This window comes from Amycolatopsis sp. NPDC004079 (assembly GCF_040610415.1).
Taxonomy (GTDB): Bacteria; Actinomycetota; Actinomycetes; order Mycobacteriales; family Pseudonocardiaceae; genus Amycolatopsis; species Amycolatopsis halotolerans.
In genome coordinates this window covers 212614-230164 of record NZ_JBEXMH010000008.1, presented here as the reverse complement: position 1 = coordinate 230164, position 17551 = coordinate 212614, and the positions used below count along the sequence as shown (strand labels likewise).

Genomic DNA, 17551 nt, shown 5'->3' with positions numbered 1-17551 from the left:
GGGTGCTTGTCAAGGCATCTTTCCCGCCTTGACAAGCACCCCCGAACCGTCAGCACAATCAAGCTTCGGGGTGCCCCACGCAAGCCCAAAGCGATGTCGCCGCCAGGCGACGAGCCGGAATCACCGCCCCCGCCGAGCCATCTCCTCAAGCCGCCGAATCCGGTCCTCGATCGGCGGGTGGGTCGAGAACATCTTGCTCAACCCAGCCCCCGGCCTGAACGGATTGGCAATCATCAAATGCGACTGCGACACCACAGCCGGTTCAGGCGCGAGCGGAGCAGCCCGGGTCCCCCGCTCCAACTTCCGCAACGCCGAAGCCAAAGCCAACGGATCCCCAGTCAGCTCAGCCCCAGAAGCATCCGCCTGATACTCCCGGGACCGGCTCACCGCCATCTTCACCACCCCAGCCGCGATCGGCCCGATCAACACCAGCAGCAGCGACATGAACGGATTGCCCTCGCGATCATTCCCCCCAAAGAAGAACGCGATATTCGCCAGCACACTGACCACACTCGCCAGCGCCCCGGCCACACAAGAGATCAAAATGTCCCGGTTGTACACGTGCGACAGCTCATGCCCGAGCACGGCACGCAACTCGCGCTCGTCGAGCAGTTCCAGGATCCCCGTAGTGCAACAAACAGCAGCATGCTGCGGATTACGTCCTGTAGCGAACGCATTAGGCGCCGCGGTAGGACTCACGTACAACGAAGGCATCGGCTGCCGAGCGGAAGTAGCCAGCTCCCGCACGATCCGGTACATCGCAGGCTGCTCGACCTCCGACACCGGCCGCGCGTGCATCGCCCGCAAGGCCATCTTCTCGGAGTTGAAGTAGGCGTAGGCGTTCATCCCGAGCGCCACGATCAGCCCGATCACCAGGGCCCCTCGCCCGAACAATCCGCTGATCCCGACGATGATCGCCGAGAGCAGACCGAGCAGCATCGCCGTCTTCAGCCCGTTGTGGTGCTTGTGCACGCGCGCTCGCCTCCGTCCGCCCTGGCAGGGTGCCGCAAAGTGGGTTACTCACTGGAAACAACGCGATCGGGGGACCCGAAGTTCCTTCGCATGATCCTTGTCCGAGTTAGGGTCAGCGGGCAACCCAACCGACCGGGGCAGGTGAGCGATGCACGGTTCCCAGATATCCCGGCGAGGGCTGTTTACGCTGGTCAGCGCGGGCGCGGCGGTGCTGCTCGGAGGCAGCGCGGCGGCGGCCGGGCGGGTCAGCACCGTGCAGGTCGGCGGGACACTTTCGGCGATCGCGGTGAGTCCGGTCACCGGGCTGGTTTACGCGGCCGACCAGGCGTCCGGCGCGGTCCTGGTCCTCGATCCGGACGCGGGGAAGGTCGTGTCCGCGCTCGCGGTGGGCGGGGAGCCGAGCGACGTCGTGGTGGGCACCGACCGGATCTACGTCGCCAATCCGCCGGGCGGCACGGTGCTCGCCTTCGACAGCCAGACCCACCGGTTGCTGAGCGTCGTCGGCGCGGGAGCGGGTGCGTCGGCGCTCGCGATCGATCCCCAGGCCAACCTCGTGTACGCGGTGAGCGGCAAGACCGGCACGTTCGCGGTGCTCGACAGCATCAGTCTCACTCAGCAGGACCTGCTGCCCGCGCCGAAGCCGGGGCTCGCGGGGATCGCGCTCGACCGCGGCCGGCGGCGCGCCTACTGCACCAGCCCGACCACGAACTCGGTCGAGATCTGCGACCTCGACCAAGGGGCGTTCACGGCCAGCGTGCCGGTGGGCGCTTCTCCGACCGGGATCGGCGTGCACGAGTTGAGCGGTTCGGTGTTCGTGGCGAATTCGGCGATCCACCATCTGTCTATTGTGGACGGATCCGCGCGGGCGCAGGTCAAGACGGTTCTCTTGCGCAGCGAGGCGTCGTCGCTCGCGGTGCATCAGGGCAGCGATGTCGTGTACACCAACGGCGGGCAAAATGGACTGTCTCGTGTGGACGGACGCACGGAAACCCTTACCGGGGAGCTTGGTCTCGGCGTGAACCCGGGCGCCGTGGCGGTGGACCAGCGCACGCGCACGGTGTACGTGACCGATCCGCTGCACGGCACGATCACCGTCGTGCGCGATTTCTGACCGCACGCATGAAGTTACTCCAGGTATACGGTGTCCGGTATGGAACTTGGTCTCCAGGTCCCCGACTTCACCGTGCCGGGAGGGACTGCCGCGCTCGGCGAGGAGTTGGCCGGAGCGGTGCGGGCGGGGGACGACGCCGGGTTCGCTTATCTCGCGGTGATGGACCACTTCTTCCAGATTCCCAGCGTCGGCCCGAGCGATCGCCCGATGCTTGAGGCCTACACCACGCTCGGCTATTTCGCCGCGCACACCCAGCGCGCGAAATTGTTCACCTACGTCACTGGCGCGATTTACCGGCATCCCGGCCTGCTCGCGAAGGCGGTCACCACGCTCGACGTGCTGTCCGGCGGACGGGCCATGCTCGGCATCGGGGCCGGGTGGAACGAGGAGGAAGCCCGCGGGCTCGGTTTTCCGTTTCCGTCCAGAACGGAGCGGTTCGAGCTGCTCGAGGAGAACCTGCGGTATGTCCGGCAGATGTGGGACGAGGAAGACAAACCGTTCTCCGGCAAGCACTTCACCGCCGAACGACTGCTCAACAGCCCGCAGCCGCTGCCGCCGCCGCCGATCATGGTCGGCGGCGGCGGCGAGAAGAAGACTCTTCGGCTCGTCGCGAAGTACGGCGACTTCTGCAATATCGGCAACGGCCCGGATCTCGGACACAAGCTCGACGTGCTCAAGCGGCACTGCGAAACCGAGGGCCGCGACTACGCCGAGATCACCAAGACGGTTTACCACTACCTGGACATCGGCCCGTCCGGGGAGAAAACCGGCGAATTTCTCGCCGAGGCACGACGGCTGTACCGACTCGGCATCCAGGCCGTGATCGGCCCGCTGCCTGGCGGACTCGACCGGAAAAAGATCGAGATTTTCGCGCAAGACATCATTCCGGCGGTTAAGGAGTTGGCATGAAACTCGGGTTGCATCTCGCTCAGCAGACCTGGCCGAACGGCCCGGCGGCGCTCGGCGCGGACCTGGCGCGGGTGGCCCGGACCGCGGACGAGGCCGGGTTCGAATACCTGTCGGTGATGGACCATTTCTTCCAGATTTCCAGCTACGGCCCGCCCGAGCACGAGATGCTGGAAGCCTGGACCACGCTCGGCTTCCTCGCCGCGCACACCGAACGGGTCAAACTGCTCACGCTCGTCACCGGCGTCATTTACCGGCACCCGGGCCTGCTCGCGAAAGCGGCGACGACGCTCGACGTGCTGTCCGGCGGGCGGGCGATCCTCGGCATCGGAGCGGGCTGGAACGAGGAGGAGTCCCGCGCGCTCGGGTTCCGGTTCCCGCCGATGAAGGAGCGCTTCGAACAGCTCGAGGACGCGCTCCGGTACGTCCACCAGATGTGGGCCGAAGGCGACGAACCCTTTACCGGCACGCACGTCAGCGCCGAACGGCTGCTGAACAGCCCGCAGCCGATCCAGCGGCCGCATCCGCCGATCTTGATCGGGGGCAGCGGCGAAAAGAAGACCCTGCGGTTCGTCGCGCAATACGGCGACATCTGCAATTTGATGCCCAACTCAGACCTTCCGCGCAAACTGGAGGTCCTGAAGCAGCACTGCGAAGACGTCGGCCGCGACTACGCCGAGATCACGAAAACCGCTTCGCTGCGCCTCGATACCGGTGAAAACGGTGAGAAAACCGGGCAACTGCTGGATGAACTGGGCCGGCTGTCGGAACTCGGGTTCAGCGTCGCGACCGGCTGGGCGCACGGCGTTCCGGACCCGGCGGTGCTCGAACGGTTCGCCACCGAAGTGATCCCGGCGGCGGAAAAGCTGTGACCCGCTGACGAACGGGTGACGGCTGCGCCATCCGGTGCCAGCCGGTCACCCGTTCGTCACAGCACCTAGCGGCATTTCGCCGCTGTCATTGTCTCGGTTCCGAATCGACTCCGGTGAGCTTCCCGGCGCGCTGTAACGACGGCCGGGCGCGGATCGACCTGCCCTACGCAGATCGCGTCGCTACCGGAGGAGCCTGGTACATGACCACATGTCGACTCTGCGGTTCGGAAAGAACCGCCAGCGTGGTCGACCTCGGCGCGACCCCGCCGTGCGAGCGGTTCCTGACCGCCGCGCAGCTGGCCGAACCCGAACCGACTTTCCCGCTGCATCTCGAAGTGTGCACGGAATGCTGGCTCGCGCAGCTCCCGCCGCTGCTCGACCCGGCCGACACTTTCACTGATTACGCGTATTTCTCGTCTTTTTCCACCTCGTGGGTCGAGCACGCGAAACGGTTCACCGACACCGCGGTCGAGCGGCTCGGGCTGACCGACCGGTCTTTCGTCGTCGAGGTCGCCAGCAACGACGGATACCTCCTGAGGCACGTCGTGGAACGCGGAATCCGTTGTCTCGGCGTGGAACCTTCGGTAAACGTCGGGCAGGCCGCGCGCGAGGCGGGGGTGCCGACGCACACCGCGTTCCTCTCCGAGGACACCGGCCGCGAGGTGCGCGCCGAACACGGCCCGGCCGACCTTGTCGTGGCGAACAACGTCTACGCCCACATTCCGGACATCCGCGGGTTCACCCACGGGCTGCGCGCGCTCGTCGCGAACGACGGCTGGGTGTCGATCGAGGTGCAGCATCTGCTCACGCTGATCGAGAAGAACCAGTACGACACGATCTACCACGAGCATTTCCAGTACTACACGGTCGAATCGGCGAGGCAGGCGCTGGCGACCGGCGGCCTGACCCTGGTCGACGTCGAACTCCTGCCGACGCACGGCGGGTCGATCCGGCTCTGGGCGCGCCCGGATGAAGCGGCCGGGGAGCCGAGCGCCCGGATGACCGACGTGCTGGCCCGGGAGAAGGCGGCCGGGCTGCACGAGCTGTCCGGGTACACCGAATTCGCCGACCGGGTCACGCGCGTCCGGCTCGAATTGCTCGAATTTCTTCTTGCCGCCCGGAAAGCCGGGAAGACGGTCGTCGGGTACGGCGCGCCGGGCAAGGGCAACACCCTGCTGAACCACTGCGGCATCCGGCCGGACCTGCTGGCCTACACGGTGGACCGCAATCCGTACAAGCACGGCCGGTTCACGCCGGGCACCCGGATCCCGGTCGTGGAACCGGACCGGATCGCGGCCGACCGGCCGGACTACGTGCTCGTCCTGCCCTGGAACCTGCGGAATGAGCTGACCGAGCAGCTGTCCCACGTCGGCGCGTGGGGCGGCAAGCTCGTCTTCCCGATTCCGCGCCTGGAAATCGTCGAGGTGGGAGTGAAGTGAAGGTCGTTCTGTTCTGCGGCGGTTACGGCATGCGGATGCGCAGCAGCGAGGCGTCCGACGTGCCCAAGCCGATGGCGATGGTCGGTCCCCGGCCGCTGATCTGGCACGTGATGCGCTACTACGCGCATTTCGGGCACACCGAGTTCGTGCTGTGCCTCGGCTACGGCGCGCACCACATCAAGGACTTCTTCCTGCACTACGAGGAAACGACGTCCAACGATTTCGTGCTGCGCGGCGGGAAGCCGGAACTGCTGTCCACCGACATCGCCGACTGGACGATCTCCTTCGTGCAGACCGGCATCGAATCGCCGATCGGCGAGCGCCTCCGCCGGGTGCGCGACCACCTCGACGGCGACGAGATGTTCCTCGCCAACTACGCCGACGTCCTCACCGACGCGCCGCTGGACAACATCGTCGAGCGCTTCCGGAACACCGACGCGGGCGCTTCGATGCTCGTCGTGCCGCCGCAGTCGTCGTTCCACTGCGTCGAGATGGACGAGGGCGGCCGGATCGGCGCGATCACGCCGGTCAGCGAACTCCCGCTGTGGGAGAACGGCGGCTATTTCGTTCTGCGGCAGGACATTTTCGACCACATCCCGGAGAACGGCGACCTGGTCGCCGACGGCTGCGGCGAACTCGCCAAGCGCGGCCGGCTGCTCGCCTACCCCTATCGCGGGTTCTGGAAGCCGACCGACACGGTCAAGGAACGCTACGCACTCGACGCCGCTTACACGCACGGCGACCGGCCGTGGGCGTTGTGGGAACGCGAAAAGGTGCACGCGTGATCCGCCTCGGCGCCGAGGTGAAGAGCATCGTCGTGCTCGGCGCGCATTGCGACGACATCGCCATCGGAGCGGGCGGCACGCTCCTCGAGATCTGCGAACAGCGTCCCGGTCTTCAGGTCGACGCGCTGGTGCTGTCCGGCGGCGGCACCGACCGGGAGACCGAGGAACGGGCCGCGCTGGCCGCGTTCTGCCCGGGCGCCGAGTTGAACGTCACGGTGCTCAAGCTGCCCGACGGTCGCCTCCCGTCGCATTGGGAGGAAGCCAAGAACGCGCTGGAAGACCTCCGCCGCCGCACCGATCCGGACGTCGTGTTCGCGCCCCGCACCATCGACGCGCACCAGGACCACCGCGGGCTCGCGCAGCTCGTGCCCACGGTGTTCCGCGGCCATCTGACGCTGGGCTACGAGATCGTCAAATGGGACGGGGACCTCGGACGGCTGCCCGCCTACGCGCCGTTGTCCGACGACGTGATGCAGCGCAAGATCGAACTGCTGCACGAGCATTACGGCTCCCAGCAGCACCGGCCGTGGTACGACCGCGAAGCCTTCCTTGGCCTCGCGCGGATCCGTGGAATCGAATGCCAAGAACGCTATGCCGAGGCGTTCGAGGCGAACAAACTCGTCATCGACCTAAGGGGCTGAAGGCATGCGCGTGCTGCTCACGGGGCACACGGGATATCTGGGCACGGTGATGGCGCCGGTGCTCGCCGCGGCGGGACACGAGGTCATCGGCCTCGACTCGGGCTTGTTCGCCGCTTGTGTGCTCGGCCCGGCCCCGAGCGACCCGGTGGGGCTGGCCGTCGACCTGCGGGACGTGAAAGCCCAGCACCTGCAGGGTTTCGACGCGGTGATCCACCTCGCCGCGCTGTCCAACGACCCGCTCGGCTCGCTCGCGCCCGAACTGACCTACGACATCAACCACCACGCGTCGGTCAAGCTCGCGAAACTCGCGAAGGAGGCCGGGGTTTCCCGGTTCCTCTACGCCTCGACCTGCTCCGTCTACGGCGCTTCCGGCGGCAGCGGTCTCGTCGACGAGGACGCGCCGCTGCGGCCGGTCACGCCGTACGCGGAGTCGAAGGTCCGCGTGGAGGCCGAGGTTTCCGAACTGGCCGACGACGACTTCACCCCGGTGTACATGCGCAATGCCACCGCGTTCGGCTTCTCGCCGCGGCTGCGCGCCGACATCGTGCTGAACAACCTGGTCGGCCACGCTTACCTGTCCGGCGAGGTCCTCGTGCTCTCCGACGGGACGCCGTGGCGGCCGCTGGTGCACGCCGACGACATCGCCCACGCCTTCACCGCCGCCCTCGAAGCGCCGCGCGAAGCCGTGCACAACAAGGCGTTCAACATCGGTACCGAGCGCAACAACGTGACGGTCGCCGAGATCGCCGAAGAGGTCGTCGCGGTGGTTCCCGGTTCGAAGCTGCGGATCACCGGCGAGGCCGGGGCCGACCCGCGTTCATACCGCGTCGATTTCTCCCGGTTCCGCGAGGCGGTCCCGTCCTTCGACTGCAAGTGGGGCGTGAAAGACGGTGCGCTGCAACTGTTCGACGCCTACCGCCGCAACAGCCTCACCCAGGAACAGTTCCAGCACCGCTTCACCCGGCTGAACTGGTTGAGCGACCGGCAGGCCGCCGGAGCGGTCGACGCCACCCTGCGGCACGCCTGATGCGCACGGGGCCCGAGATGCACGCTCTGGTGGAACGGTTGTACCCGTTCTGCCGGAGCATCACCGGCGACGGCGTACGGCAGACCCTTGCCGTCATCGGCGAGCACCTCCCGCTCGACCGGTACGAGGTGCCGAGCGGCACCGAGGTGCTGGACTGGACCGTGCCGGCGGAGTGGAACATCCGCGACGCGTTCGTCGCGGATTCCTCCGGGCGGCGGGTGATCGACTTCCGGAAGTCGAACCTGCACGTGGTCGGCTACAGCGTCCCGGTCGACCGGGTCGTCAGCCTGACCGAACTGCGCACGCACCTGCACACGCTGCCGGAGCAGCCGTCGTTGATCCCGTACCGCACCAGTTACTACTCCCCCACCTGGGGTTTCTGTCTCGCGCAGGACGTGCTCGACACGCTGCCGGACGGCGACTACCACGTCAAAATCGACTCGACGCTCGCCGACGGACACCTCACCTACGCCGAGCACGTCGTGCCGGGCGAGGTGTCCGACGAGGTGCTCGTCTCGTGCCACCTCTGCCATCCGTCGCTGGCCAACGACAACCTCGCCGGCATCGCGGTGGCCGTCGCGCTCGCGCAGGCGCTGGCCGGGGAAAAGCCGTACTACACCTACCGGTTCCTGTTCATGCCCGGCACGATCGGCGCGATCACCTGGCTGGCGCGCAATTCCGAGCGCATCGACCAGGTCAAGCACGGCGTCGTGCTGGCCTGCGCCGGGGACCGCGGTTCGCTGACGTACAAGCGCAGCCGACGCGGGGACGCCGACATCGACCGCGTCTTCGCGCACATCCTCAAGGACAAACCGCACGAGATCCGCGATTTCTCCCCGTACGGCTACGACGAGCGCCAGTTCTGCTCCCCCGGCTTCAACCTCGGCGTCGGCTCTCTCACGCGCACGCCGTACGCGGGATACCCGGAGTACCACACCTCGGCGGACAACCCGTCCTTCGTCGACCCGGACTCGATGGCCGACACCCTCGACACGCTGCGGACGGCGTTCTCCGTGCTGGACCGCAACCGGCGCTACGTGAACCTCAGCCCGTACGGCGAACCGCAACTCGGCAAGCGCGGGCTGTATGACTCGCTCGGCGGGCGCAGCGACGCGAAGCAAGCCCAGCTGGCCATGCTGTGGGTGCTCAGCCTCTCCGACGGCGACCACAGCCTCCTCGACATCGCCGAACGGGCGGACCTGCCGTTCGGCGCCGTAGCCGCGGCGGCTGATGCCCTTCAGGCCGCCGGACTGCTGAAGGAGTGAGGCCGTGCCGTCGATCCTGCGTTCGCGAGCCGTCCGCGCGATGGCGGGACGGCTCAGCTGGGGCCTTGGCGACCAGGCCGTTTCGAGCCTGACCAACTTCGTGGTCGGGCTGTACGTCGCGCGCTCGCTCGGCGCGACGGCGTTCGGCCTGTTCAGCATCGCGTGGGTGACGTACGGCGTCATGCTCAACATCTCGCGCGGGATCGCCACCGACCCGCTGATGGTGCGCTTCTCCGGGGTCGCCAGGGCGAGCTGGCGGACCGCGGTGGGCCAGGCGGTCGGGACGGCGCTGGTGGTCGGGGTCGCTTCCGGGCTGGTCAGTGTCCTTTTTGGACTCCTGGTCGGCGGTTCGCTCGGGGCCGCGTTCGTCGCGCTCGGGGTGGTGCTGCCGTTCCTGCTCGTGCAGGACGCCTGGCGGTTCGGGTTCTTCGCGCAGGGCACCGGGCACAAGGCGTTCCTCAACGACGGGATCCAGGCCGTCGCGTTGTTCCCGGCGCTGGTTCTCGCCGCGCGCTATGACACCGTGGTCGCGTTCCTGCTGGCCTGGGGCTGTTCCGCCGGGGTCGCGGCCGCGTTCGGCTGGGTCCAGACGAGCGTCCTGCCAAGGCTCGACGGGGTGCGCGCGTGGCTGCGGGACCATCGCGACCTGGGCGTGCGCTACCTCGTGGAGAACGTCAGCAACAGCGGTTCGTCGCAGCTGCGGGCGTACGGACTGGGCGCGATTTCCGGGCTGGCCGCGGTCGGCACGGTGCGCGGCGCGGAACAGCTGCTCGGGCCGTTTCTCGCGCTGCTCATGGGACTTTCCCTCGTCACTGTCGCCGAGGGAGCGCGGGTGCTCCGGCAGTCGCCGCATCGGTTGTGGCACTTCTGCGTGGTGCTCGGTGCGGCACAGGCGGCAGCTGCCCTGATCTGGGGACTCGGACTGTGGTTCTTCGTTCCCGAAGACGCCGGCCGGTTCGTGCTCGGTTCGCTGTGGGACAGCTCGTCGCTGCTGGTCCCGGCGGTCACGATGGCGGTCGTCGGCGCGAGCTTCACCACCGGCGCGACGGCCGGGCTCCGCGCGCTCGGGATGGCGCGGCGAAGCTTGCGGTCCCAGCTGATCGCGTCCGCGTGCTACGTCGTGTTCGGGCTGATCGGGGCCGCGCTCGGCGGTGCGGCCGGCTCGGAGTGGGGCGTCGCGGCCGCCACGCTCACCGGTTCGGCCGTGTGGTGGTGGCAGCTGCGCAGCGCGCTCCGCGACCACTTCGCGGCGGTGCCCGAGTTTCCCGTCGCGTCAGGTTCGTTCAGCCAAGCAGAACTCCATTCGGCTTCCGAGGAGATGAAACCGGCATGAGCACGGCGCCCCGGCTGACCATCGGTCTGCCCGTCTACAACGGAGAGGAATTCCTCGGCGAAGCACTCGACGCGCTGCTCGGGCAGACCTACGAGGACTTCGAACTGATCATCTCCGACAACGCGTCCGAAGACGGCACGGAAGAGATCGTCCGGAAGTACGCGCAGGAGGACTCGCGGATCCGGTATCTGCGCCAGCAGCGCAACATCGGCGCGACCCCGAACCACAACGTCCTGCTCGACCAGGCGCGCGGCGAGCTGTTCAAGTGGGCGTCGCACGACGACCTCTACGGCCGGGAACTGCTGGCGAAGTGCGTCGAAGCGCTCGACGCGCGGCCGGAGATGATCGTCGCGCACTCGCACCAGGCGATCATCGACGAGAACGGCGCGGTGACGGTGCCGCTGGACTACCGGCACAAGACGGATGCGCCGCGACCGTCGGTGCGGTTCAAGAGCCTGCTGTTCGAGCCCGGCGGCGACGATTTCTACGGCGTGATGCGCACGGAGGTGCTGCGTCGCGTCACCCCGATGGGCAGCTACCACCACGCCGACCGCACCTATGTGGCCGAACTTGCGCTGCACGGGCCGTTCTACCAAGTGCCTGAGCTGCTGTACTTCCGGCGCGATCACCCCGACCGAGCGGAGCGGGCGAACCCGAGCAAGCGCTCCCGGTGCGCGAACCTCGATCCGAAGCGCGGCAACGCGATCTTGAACCCGACCGCGCGGCTGCTCGCCGAGTACGTCTGGGGTTTCGTGCACGGGATCCGCTCCGCGCCGCTGTCGTCCGGCGAACGCCGCGCCTGCTACCTCGCGCTGGTGAAGTGGTTCACCAGCCGGGCCCGGCCCGGCGGAGGCGGGGAACGCGTCGAGGACCGGGCCCCGGTGCACGCGGCCGAGCTCAACCTCACTGTCGACCGCGTGGTCGCCGGGCGCGAACGGCGGGTGCCGTGACCGTTCGGGTCGGAGTCTTCGGACTGCTCGGTTCTGGCAACCTCGGCAATGACGGCTCGCTGGAGGCGGTACTGCGCTTCCTGCGGGCTGAACATCCGTACGCGAAGGTGTCCGCGTTCTGTGGTGGGGCGGACACCATTCGCGCGCGGTACGGGATCCCCGCGGCCCGGTTGAACTGGTACAGCGGCGAATACCGGCACGCGTCCGGGCCGCGGTCGATCGCGGCCAAAGCCCTCGGGAAGATCATCGACGTTTTCCGCACGGCCTGGTGGGTCCGGCGGCAGAACGTGGTGATCGTTCCCGGCATGGGCGTGCTGGAGGCGACGCTTCCGTTGCGGCCGTGGGGATTCCCGTACGCGCTGTTCCTGCTTTCGCTGTGCGGGCAGCTGGGACGGACGAAGGTCGCGCTGGTCAGCGTGGGCGCCGATCGGATTCGGGTGCCGGCCACGCGGTTTCTGGTGCGGTACGCGACGCAGCTCGCGACGTATCGGTCCTTCCGCGATGACCTGTCGCGCTCGGCGATGGCTGACATGGGCGTACCGGTCACGAATGATCGCGTCTATCCCGATCTCGCCTTCGCCTTGCCGACTCCCGCCGCGATCGAGAACCCGCGGGCAGTTGGCATCGGGGTGATGGCGTACTACGGCGGCAACGACGATCGTGCGCGCGGTGACGAGATTTACCGGGCATACGTGGACGCGATGACAGAGTTCGTGCGGTATCTGGTCCGCCAGGAGCGTCCGGTCCGGCTCTTCATCGGGGATCGGATGGACCTCGAAGTGGTGGACGAGATCGTCGAAACGGTCGACTCGCCGCTGCTCTCCGCGGCCGTCCCCGGCACCCTCGACGAGCTGATGTGCTCGATGGCCGAAGTGGGCACAGTCGTAGCCACTCGGTACCACAATGTGTTGTGCGCGTTGAAGGTCGGGCGGCCGACGGTCGCGATCGGATACGCGAAGAAGAACGACGTGCTGATGGCCGAAATGGGGCTCGGCGAGTTTTGCCAGGAGGCCCGCGCGGTCGACGTGCCGCGGCTGATCAAGCAGTTCGAGGAATTGCAGCGGCGGGCTCCGGAGCTCAAGGCGGAACTCGCCGCCCGCAACGAAGAATGCACCCAGCAGTTGAAGGACCAGTTCACCCTGTTGTCGAGGTCGCTCATTCCCGCGGAGGTGTCGTGAAAGCCGTTCCCGTGCCGTCGATTTCCGGCGTGTGGCTGTTCCGGCCGACGCCGCACCGAGACGACCGCGGCTTCTTCTCGCGGACCTTCGACGCGGAGGTCGCGCGGTCGGCCGGCATCGATCCGGACGGATTCGCTCAGGACAGCGTGTCCCGCTCGGTGCGCGGCGTGGTGCGCGGGATGCACCTGCGCTCCGGGGCGGGCGAGGCGAAACTGGTGCGCTGTTCGTTCGGCGAGGTGTTCGACGTCGTGGTCGACCTGCGACCGGGCTCGCCGACTTTCCGTTCCAGGGAAACGTTTCACCTCTCCGGCGACACCCAGGAGAGCATCTACATCCCGGCCGGATGCGCACACGGTTTCCAGGCGCTGAGCGACGTCGCCGACGTGTCGTACCGGATCGACCGCGCGCACGACCCGTCCGAGGACGTCGCCATCGCGCACGACGACCCGGAGCTCGCCATCCCGTGGCCGCTGCCCGCGGCTTTGCTGTCCGAACGCGACGCGTCGGCCCCTTCCCTGGCCGATGCCTTGAGGTGACCCGTCATGGACCTGCCACTCTCCCGAATCGCGAACGAACGCCTGCACCGCGCTATCCCCGGCGGTGCGCACACCTACGCCAAAGGCGAGGACCAATACCCCGAACATCTCGCGCCGGTCATCTCGCACGGGCGCGGCGCGTACGTCTGGGACGTCGACGGCAACCGCTATCTCGAGTACGGCTCCGGCCTGCGCGCGGTCAGCCTCGGCCACGCCCATCCACGCGTGACCGCGGCCGTGCGCGACGTGCTGGAACGGGGCAACAACTTCGTCCGGCCGTCCATTGTGGAGCTTGAAGCGGCGGAACAGTTCCTGGCGACGGTGCCGACCGCGGACATGGTCAAGTTCGCGAAAAACGGCTCCGACGCGACCACCGCCGCCGTCCGGCTCGCCCGCGCCGCCACCGGACGGCCGCTGGTCGCCCAATGCGCTGACCACGCGTTCTTCTCCACCGACGACTGGTTCATCGGCACCACCCCCATGTCGGCCGGGATTCCCGCCGCGACGATGGCGATGACCGTGGCCTTCCCGTACGGCGACCTCCCCGCGACCGAGCAGATGCTGCGCCAGTTCCGCGGGCAGGTGGCGTGCCTGATCCTGGAGCCCACCAAGGGCGTGGACCCGCCGGAGGGCTATCTCGCCGGGCTGCTCGACCTCGCGCATCAGCACGGCGCGCTGGTGATCTTCGACGAGATGATCACCGGATTCCGGTACTCCGAGCACGGTGCACAGGGCCTGTACGGCGTGACGCCGGATCTCTCGACGTTCGGCAAAGCGCTCGGCAACGGCTTCGCGGTCGCGGCGCTGGCGGGTCGACGGGATTTGATGGAGCTAGGCGGTCTGCGCGATTCGCGGGATCGGGTGTTCCTGCTGTCGACGACGCACGGCGCGGAGACCCCGTCGCTCGCCGCCGCGATGGCGGTGATGGAGGCCTACGCGGCGGAGGACGTGACGGCCCGGCTGCACACGCTCGGCGCTCGGCTGGCGGCTGGCGTGACTGACGTGGCGGCTGCGCACGGGGTCGGCGGGCAGGTAGTGGTGCGGGGGCGGGACAGCAACCTGGTGTTCGCGACTCTCGACGCGGACGGTCAGCCGTCGCAGGAGTACCGGACGCTGTTCATGCGGTGCCTGCTGGAGAACGGGGTGCTGGCTCCGTCCTTTGTGGTCAGTGCGGCGATGACGGAGGAGGACATCGACCGGACTGTGGAGGTGGTCGCTTCGGCGTGCGTGGTGTACCGGAAGGCGCTAGAGGCTGGGGATCCCACGCCGTGGCTGGGCGGGCGGTCGATCAAGCCGGTGTTTCGCCGGAAAGCCTAACCCTCCCGGTCCAAGTCCCGCAGCAGCGCTGGGTCGGCCGAGAGCAGGGCTGACGGGGCGGTCAGCTGCCAGCCGCGCTCGTACGCGGCAGCGAAACCTTCGTCGCCTAGTTCGGCGCGGCCGCGGGCGCTCAGCGCGCGGATCTGCAGATCGGTCCGGTCGTGCGCACCGCGCAGCCTGGCCGCCGCGCCGAGCAGGGCGGCGGCGTCCCGGTGGTGCCCGTACAGCGCGGCGACACCGGCTACCGCCACTGCCACCATCGCCAGGATCGGCATGTCCGAGCTGTCCACCGCGGCGACGTACGCCCGGCTCAGCGCCGCTTCGGCGCCCGGTCCGTCGCCGGTCTCGAGGCAGAGCGCACCGCGCGCCACGGAGATCAGGGCCTGATTGTGTCCGCTGGCCCCGAACCGCGGGTGTTCCGACAGTCCGGCCTCGGCCGAATCGATCAGCTCGCGGGCCCGGTCCAGATCGCCGATCAGCACCCACAGCCGGGCTTCCAGCGCGTCGGTCAGGATCGCCAGCTCGGGAGAGGACACGCGCTCCCGGTTGGCGGCGATCATCCCCGCCGCGCGCGCGGTCTCGCCGCGCCGCACGTGCAGGTCGATCGAGCGCAGGTTGAGGAAGACCTCGTCGCTGAGGCTGAGCGAGCCGAACTCGCGGGCCAGCGTCCTGGCCTGGGCCAGATCGGCCAGCCCGCCGCCGAGATCGCCGTCGTACTGCCGCAGCAGCGCGCGCAGCGGCAGCGCGGTGGCGAGGCCCCAGCGGTCGCCGGCCCGGCCGAAGATCTCCAGCGCGGCGGCGACGTCGCCGCGGACCTGGTCGAAGCGACCCGCGTTCTCGGCGAACTGGGCCCGGAACAGGTGCGCCAGCCCGGACAGCCATTCGTCCGGTCCGTCGATGAACCGCTGGACGGTCTCCGGCGACGCGCTCGTCTCCGGGATGGTGGCCAGTCGGAGCGCGACCAGCGCGCCGCCGAAGGACGGCAGCTCCGGCTGGCCGGCAAGCGCCCGCAGTTGCTCGCGCCAGTCGGCGGGCGGGGCATACGCGGCGAACCGGTTGACCAGCAGCACCTGCTCGGCGACGGCGCGCCGCACGCTCGCCCGCGCGCCCGGCGTCGAAACCGCCTCGCCGAGCCAATGAACCGCGTCGGTGTGGCCGCCGAGCATCTGCCAGTACCAGGTCAGGTTCACCGCGAGCCCGATCGCGCCGTCGGCGTCGCCGGTGTCGCAGAGGTGGCGCAGGGCGGCGAGCACGTTGTCGTACTCGGCGCGGAACACCCGCAGCGCGTCCAGCTGCCGAGAGCCGCGCAGCAGCGGGTCGTTCTCGGCGACCAGACCGGTGAAGTACTCGGCGGCGAGATCCCGCACGCTGGTCCGGAGTTCTTGTGCGGCAAGGCTTTCCAGCCCGTACTCGCGGATCGTCTCCAGCATCCGGTACCGGCCGGTGTCCGGGACGAGCCGCAGCAGCGACCGGTCGGCCAGGTCCGCGAGCAGGTACGGGATCTCGCCTGACGGCAGCGCGGCGTCCGCGCAGACCGCGGCGGCCGACTCCCGGGTGACTCCGCCGGGCAAGACCGAGATCCGTTCCGCGACCGTGCGCTCGTCCGGGCTGAGCAGCTCCCAGCTCCACGCGATGACCGCGCGCAGCGTGCGGTGCCGGGGGAAAGCGGTGCGGCTGCCGGTGGCGAGCAGCCGGAACCGGTCGGACAGACCGGCCGCCAGGTCAGGCAGGGCGAGCGTGCGCAGGCGGGCCGCGGCCAGTTCCAGCGCCAACGGCAAGCCGTCCAGGCCGCGGACCACCGTCGTGACGTCGGCGAGATTCGCTTCGTCAACGACGAAACCGGGACGCACGGCCGCGGCCCGCTCGGCGAACAGGCGCACCGCTGCGGTCCGCCGGGCGCGTTCGACCTCCGCGTCCGGCTCGGGCAGGGCGAGCGGGCCGAGCGGCACCAGCGCTTCGCCGTCGACGGCCAGCGGTTCCCGGCTGGTGGCCAGCACCCGAAGCCCGGCGCACCGGGACAGCAGCGCCTCCACCAGATGGGCCACGGCGTCGACGAGGTGCTCGCAATTGTCCATCAGCAGCAACCGTTCCCGGCCGCCGAGCTGGTCCGCGAGCACATCCAGCTCGGTACCCTCGACCCGCGTCCTCGCCTCGAACAGCGCACCGCCGCGCATCCTGATCCCGGCCAGCACGGCCGCGCCGACCTCGGCCGGTTCGGAGACCGAAGCGAGGTCGATCAGCCACGCGCCGCCCGGGTATTCGCGGCGGCGGGCGGCTTCCAGCGCGAGCCGGGTCTTGCCGGCTCCGCCGGGGCCGAGCACGGTGACCAGCCTGCCGGCGGCGAGCAGTTCGCCGATCCGGGCGAGGTCGTCGTCCCGTCCGACGAAGCTGGTCAGTGCCGCCGGGAGGTTGCCCGGGCTTTTCGCGGGAAGCGCCGCGACCGAGTTGCGCAGCAGGCGCAGATGCCGCTCGCGCAGCGCGGTGCCCGGGTCGGCGCCGAGGGTCTCGGCCAACGCCTCGCGGATCTGTTCGTAGCGAGCGAGCGCGTCGGCCTGGCGGCCCTGTGCGGCGAGCGCGTCCATCAGCAGCGCTGCCGCCCGCTCGTGGACCGGGTGCTCAGCGAGCAAGCGGGACAGCCGGGCGGCAGCCGCCTCGACGCGGCCCAGCGACAGTTCGGCGTCGGCGAGATCGGCCACGGCTTCGACGGAGACCTGCGCGAGCCGGGTCGCGGCGGCCACCGACACCGCGGCGACTGCTGCTGGCTCGGTGTGGGGCTGGTCGCCCCACACCGCCACGGCCTCGCCGAGCACCTCCGCGGCTGCGGACAGATCGCCGGACCGCAGGTGGTCCCGGCCAGCGGCGATCAAGTGTTCGAACCGCAACGCGTCCACGTCCGCCGGAGCCACGTCCAGCCGGTAGCCGCCAGCGGCCGGTACGACGACGTCCGCCGAACCGAGTACCCGACGCAGCCGCGAGACGAGAGCCTGCAGGGCATGCGCGGGATCAGCGGGCAGGTCGTCCGCCCAGATCGCGTCGACCAGGACGGCGGGCTCCACCGTGCGCCCGCCGGCGAGCGCCAGCCGCGTGGTCAAGGCCTGCAGACGCGCGCCGGGGACGGACAGGACGGCATCGCCGCGAGACACCTGCACGATGCCGAGCAGCGTCACGCGAAGCGGGACAGCAGCCACCCTTCGATCTTCGCGTGCCCGCCCGATGGCC

General features: G+C 69.1%; 15 protein-coding genes. 13 read left to right on the top strand and 2 right to left on the bottom strand.

Going from position 1 to position 17551, the window contains the following annotated elements; genetic code table 11:
• Nucleotides 1-120 precede the first annotated feature (120 nt).
• A complete protein-coding gene (gene htpX / locus ABZX37_RS12120; RefSeq protein WP_354738661.1) occupies nt 121-972 on the bottom strand; it encodes a zinc metalloprotease HtpX in 852 nt (283 codons plus the stop codon).
• 148 nt (nt 973-1120) lie between these two features.
• Between htpX and ABZX37_RS12115 the strand changes: the two genes are divergently transcribed.
• The 13 genes from ABZX37_RS12115 to ABZX37_RS12055 all read left to right on the top strand — a co-directional run bounded on the left by ABZX37_RS12115 (nt 1121) and on the right by ABZX37_RS12055 (nt 14332).
• Nucleotides 1121-2083 (top strand): hypothetical protein, encoded by a 963-nt coding sequence (locus ABZX37_RS12115; protein ID WP_354738659.1) that lies wholly within the window; start codon nt 1121-1123, stop codon nt 2081-2083.
• Nucleotides 2084-2122: 39 nt separating this feature from the next.
• Entirely contained in the window at nt 2123-2992 is an 870-nt protein-coding gene (locus ABZX37_RS12110; RefSeq protein ID WP_354738657.1) for an LLM class F420-dependent oxidoreductase, read from the top strand.
• Nucleotides 2989-3861, top strand: coding sequence for an LLM class F420-dependent oxidoreductase (locus ABZX37_RS12105; RefSeq protein WP_354738655.1), 873 nt, complete (start codon nt 2989-2991; stop codon nt 3859-3861). Before ABZX37_RS12110 ends, ABZX37_RS12105 begins: the two co-directional genes overlap by 4 nt.
• Nucleotides 3862-4061: 200 nt before the next feature.
• Entirely contained in the window at nt 4062-5300 is a 1239-nt protein-coding gene (locus tag ABZX37_RS12100; RefSeq protein WP_354738653.1) for a class I SAM-dependent methyltransferase, read from the top strand.
• Entirely contained in the window at nt 5297-6085 is a 789-nt protein-coding gene (locus ABZX37_RS12095; RefSeq protein WP_354738651.1) for a glucose-1-phosphate cytidylyltransferase, read from the top strand. Before ABZX37_RS12100 ends, ABZX37_RS12095 begins: the two co-directional genes overlap by 4 nt.
• Nucleotides 6082-6726 carry a PIG-L deacetylase family protein gene (locus tag ABZX37_RS12090; RefSeq protein WP_354738649.1) on the top strand — a complete coding sequence of 215 codons (645 nt, stop codon included), beginning with the start codon at nt 6082-6084 and terminating at the stop codon, nt 6724-6726. The genes ABZX37_RS12095 and ABZX37_RS12090 overlap by 4 nt, the downstream gene beginning before the upstream one ends.
• Before the next feature lie 4 nt (nt 6727-6730).
• Nucleotides 6731-7753 carry an NAD(P)-dependent oxidoreductase gene (locus tag ABZX37_RS12085; RefSeq protein WP_354738647.1) on the top strand — a complete coding sequence of 341 codons (1023 nt, stop codon included), beginning with the start codon at nt 6731-6733 and terminating at the stop codon, nt 7751-7753.
• Nucleotides 7753-9018: a DUF4910 domain-containing protein gene (locus ABZX37_RS12080; protein WP_354738645.1), complete on the top strand. Its 1266-nt coding sequence runs from the start codon at nt 7753-7755 to the stop codon at nt 9016-9018. The genes ABZX37_RS12085 and ABZX37_RS12080 overlap by 1 nt, the downstream gene beginning before the upstream one ends.
• A gap of 40 nt (nt 9019-9058) precedes the next feature.
• Complete coding sequence (locus tag ABZX37_RS12075; protein ID WP_354738684.1) at nt 9059-10351, top strand: hypothetical protein; 1293 nt, start codon at nt 9059-9061, stop codon at nt 10349-10351.
• Complete coding sequence (locus ABZX37_RS12070) at nt 10348-11301, top strand: glycosyltransferase (protein ID WP_354738643.1); 954 nt, start codon at nt 10348-10350, stop codon at nt 11299-11301. The genes ABZX37_RS12075 and ABZX37_RS12070 overlap by 4 nt, the downstream gene beginning before the upstream one ends.
• Nucleotides 11298-12479, top strand: coding sequence for a polysaccharide pyruvyl transferase family protein (locus tag ABZX37_RS12065; protein ID WP_354738641.1), 1182 nt, complete (start codon nt 11298-11300; stop codon nt 12477-12479). The genes ABZX37_RS12070 and ABZX37_RS12065 overlap by 4 nt, the downstream gene beginning before the upstream one ends.
• The gene (locus ABZX37_RS12060) at nt 12476-13015 is read left to right on the top strand and encodes a dTDP-4-dehydrorhamnose 3,5-epimerase family protein (RefSeq protein WP_354738639.1); all 540 of its coding nucleotides are present in this window, start codon (nt 12476-12478) and stop codon (nt 13013-13015) included. The genes ABZX37_RS12065 and ABZX37_RS12060 overlap by 4 nt, the downstream gene beginning before the upstream one ends.
• 6 nt (nt 13016-13021) lie before the next feature.
• The gene (locus ABZX37_RS12055; protein WP_354738637.1) at nt 13022-14332 is read left to right on the top strand and encodes a glutamate-1-semialdehyde 2,1-aminomutase; all 1311 of its coding nucleotides are present in this window, start codon (nt 13022-13024) and stop codon (nt 14330-14332) included.
• Here the strand turns inward: ABZX37_RS12055 and ABZX37_RS12050 are convergent.
• Nucleotides 14329-17520: a BTAD domain-containing putative transcriptional regulator gene (locus tag ABZX37_RS12050; protein WP_354738635.1), complete on the bottom strand. Its 3192-nt coding sequence runs from the start codon at nt 17518-17520 to the stop codon at nt 14329-14331. The genes ABZX37_RS12055 and ABZX37_RS12050 overlap by 4 nt on opposite strands.
• Nucleotides 17521-17551: the final 31 nt, after the last annotated feature.

What these genes read in the sequence shown, in the direction of transcription:
- ABZX37_RS12115 (WP_354738659.1), top strand. Translation starts at nt 1,121, where the DNA reads ATGCACGGTTCCCAGATATCCCGGCGAGGGCTGTTTACGCTGGTCAGC.
- ABZX37_RS12110 (WP_354738657.1), top strand. Translation starts at nt 2,123, where the DNA reads ATGGAACTTGGTCTCCAGGTCCCCGACTTCACCGTGCCGGGAGGGACT.
- ABZX37_RS12105 (WP_354738655.1), top strand. Translation starts at nt 2,989, where the DNA reads ATGAAACTCGGGTTGCATCTCGCTCAGCAGACCTGGCCGAACGGCCCG.
- ABZX37_RS12100 (WP_354738653.1), top strand. Translation starts at nt 4,062, where the DNA reads ATGACCACATGTCGACTCTGCGGTTCGGAAAGAACCGCCAGCGTGGTC.
- ABZX37_RS12085 (WP_354738647.1), top strand. Translation starts at nt 6,731, where the DNA reads ATGCGCGTGCTGCTCACGGGGCACACGGGATATCTGGGCACGGTGATG.
- ABZX37_RS12080 (WP_354738645.1), top strand. Translation starts at nt 7,753, where the DNA reads ATGCGCACGGGGCCCGAGATGCACGCTCTGGTGGAACGGTTGTACCCG.
- ABZX37_RS12075 (WP_354738684.1), top strand. Translation starts at nt 9,059, where the DNA reads ATGGCGGGACGGCTCAGCTGGGGCCTTGGCGACCAGGCCGTTTCGAGC.
- ABZX37_RS12070 (WP_354738643.1), top strand. Translation starts at nt 10,348, where the DNA reads ATGAGCACGGCGCCCCGGCTGACCATCGGTCTGCCCGTCTACAACGGA.
- ABZX37_RS12055 (WP_354738637.1), top strand. Translation starts at nt 13,022, where the DNA reads ATGGACCTGCCACTCTCCCGAATCGCGAACGAACGCCTGCACCGCGCT.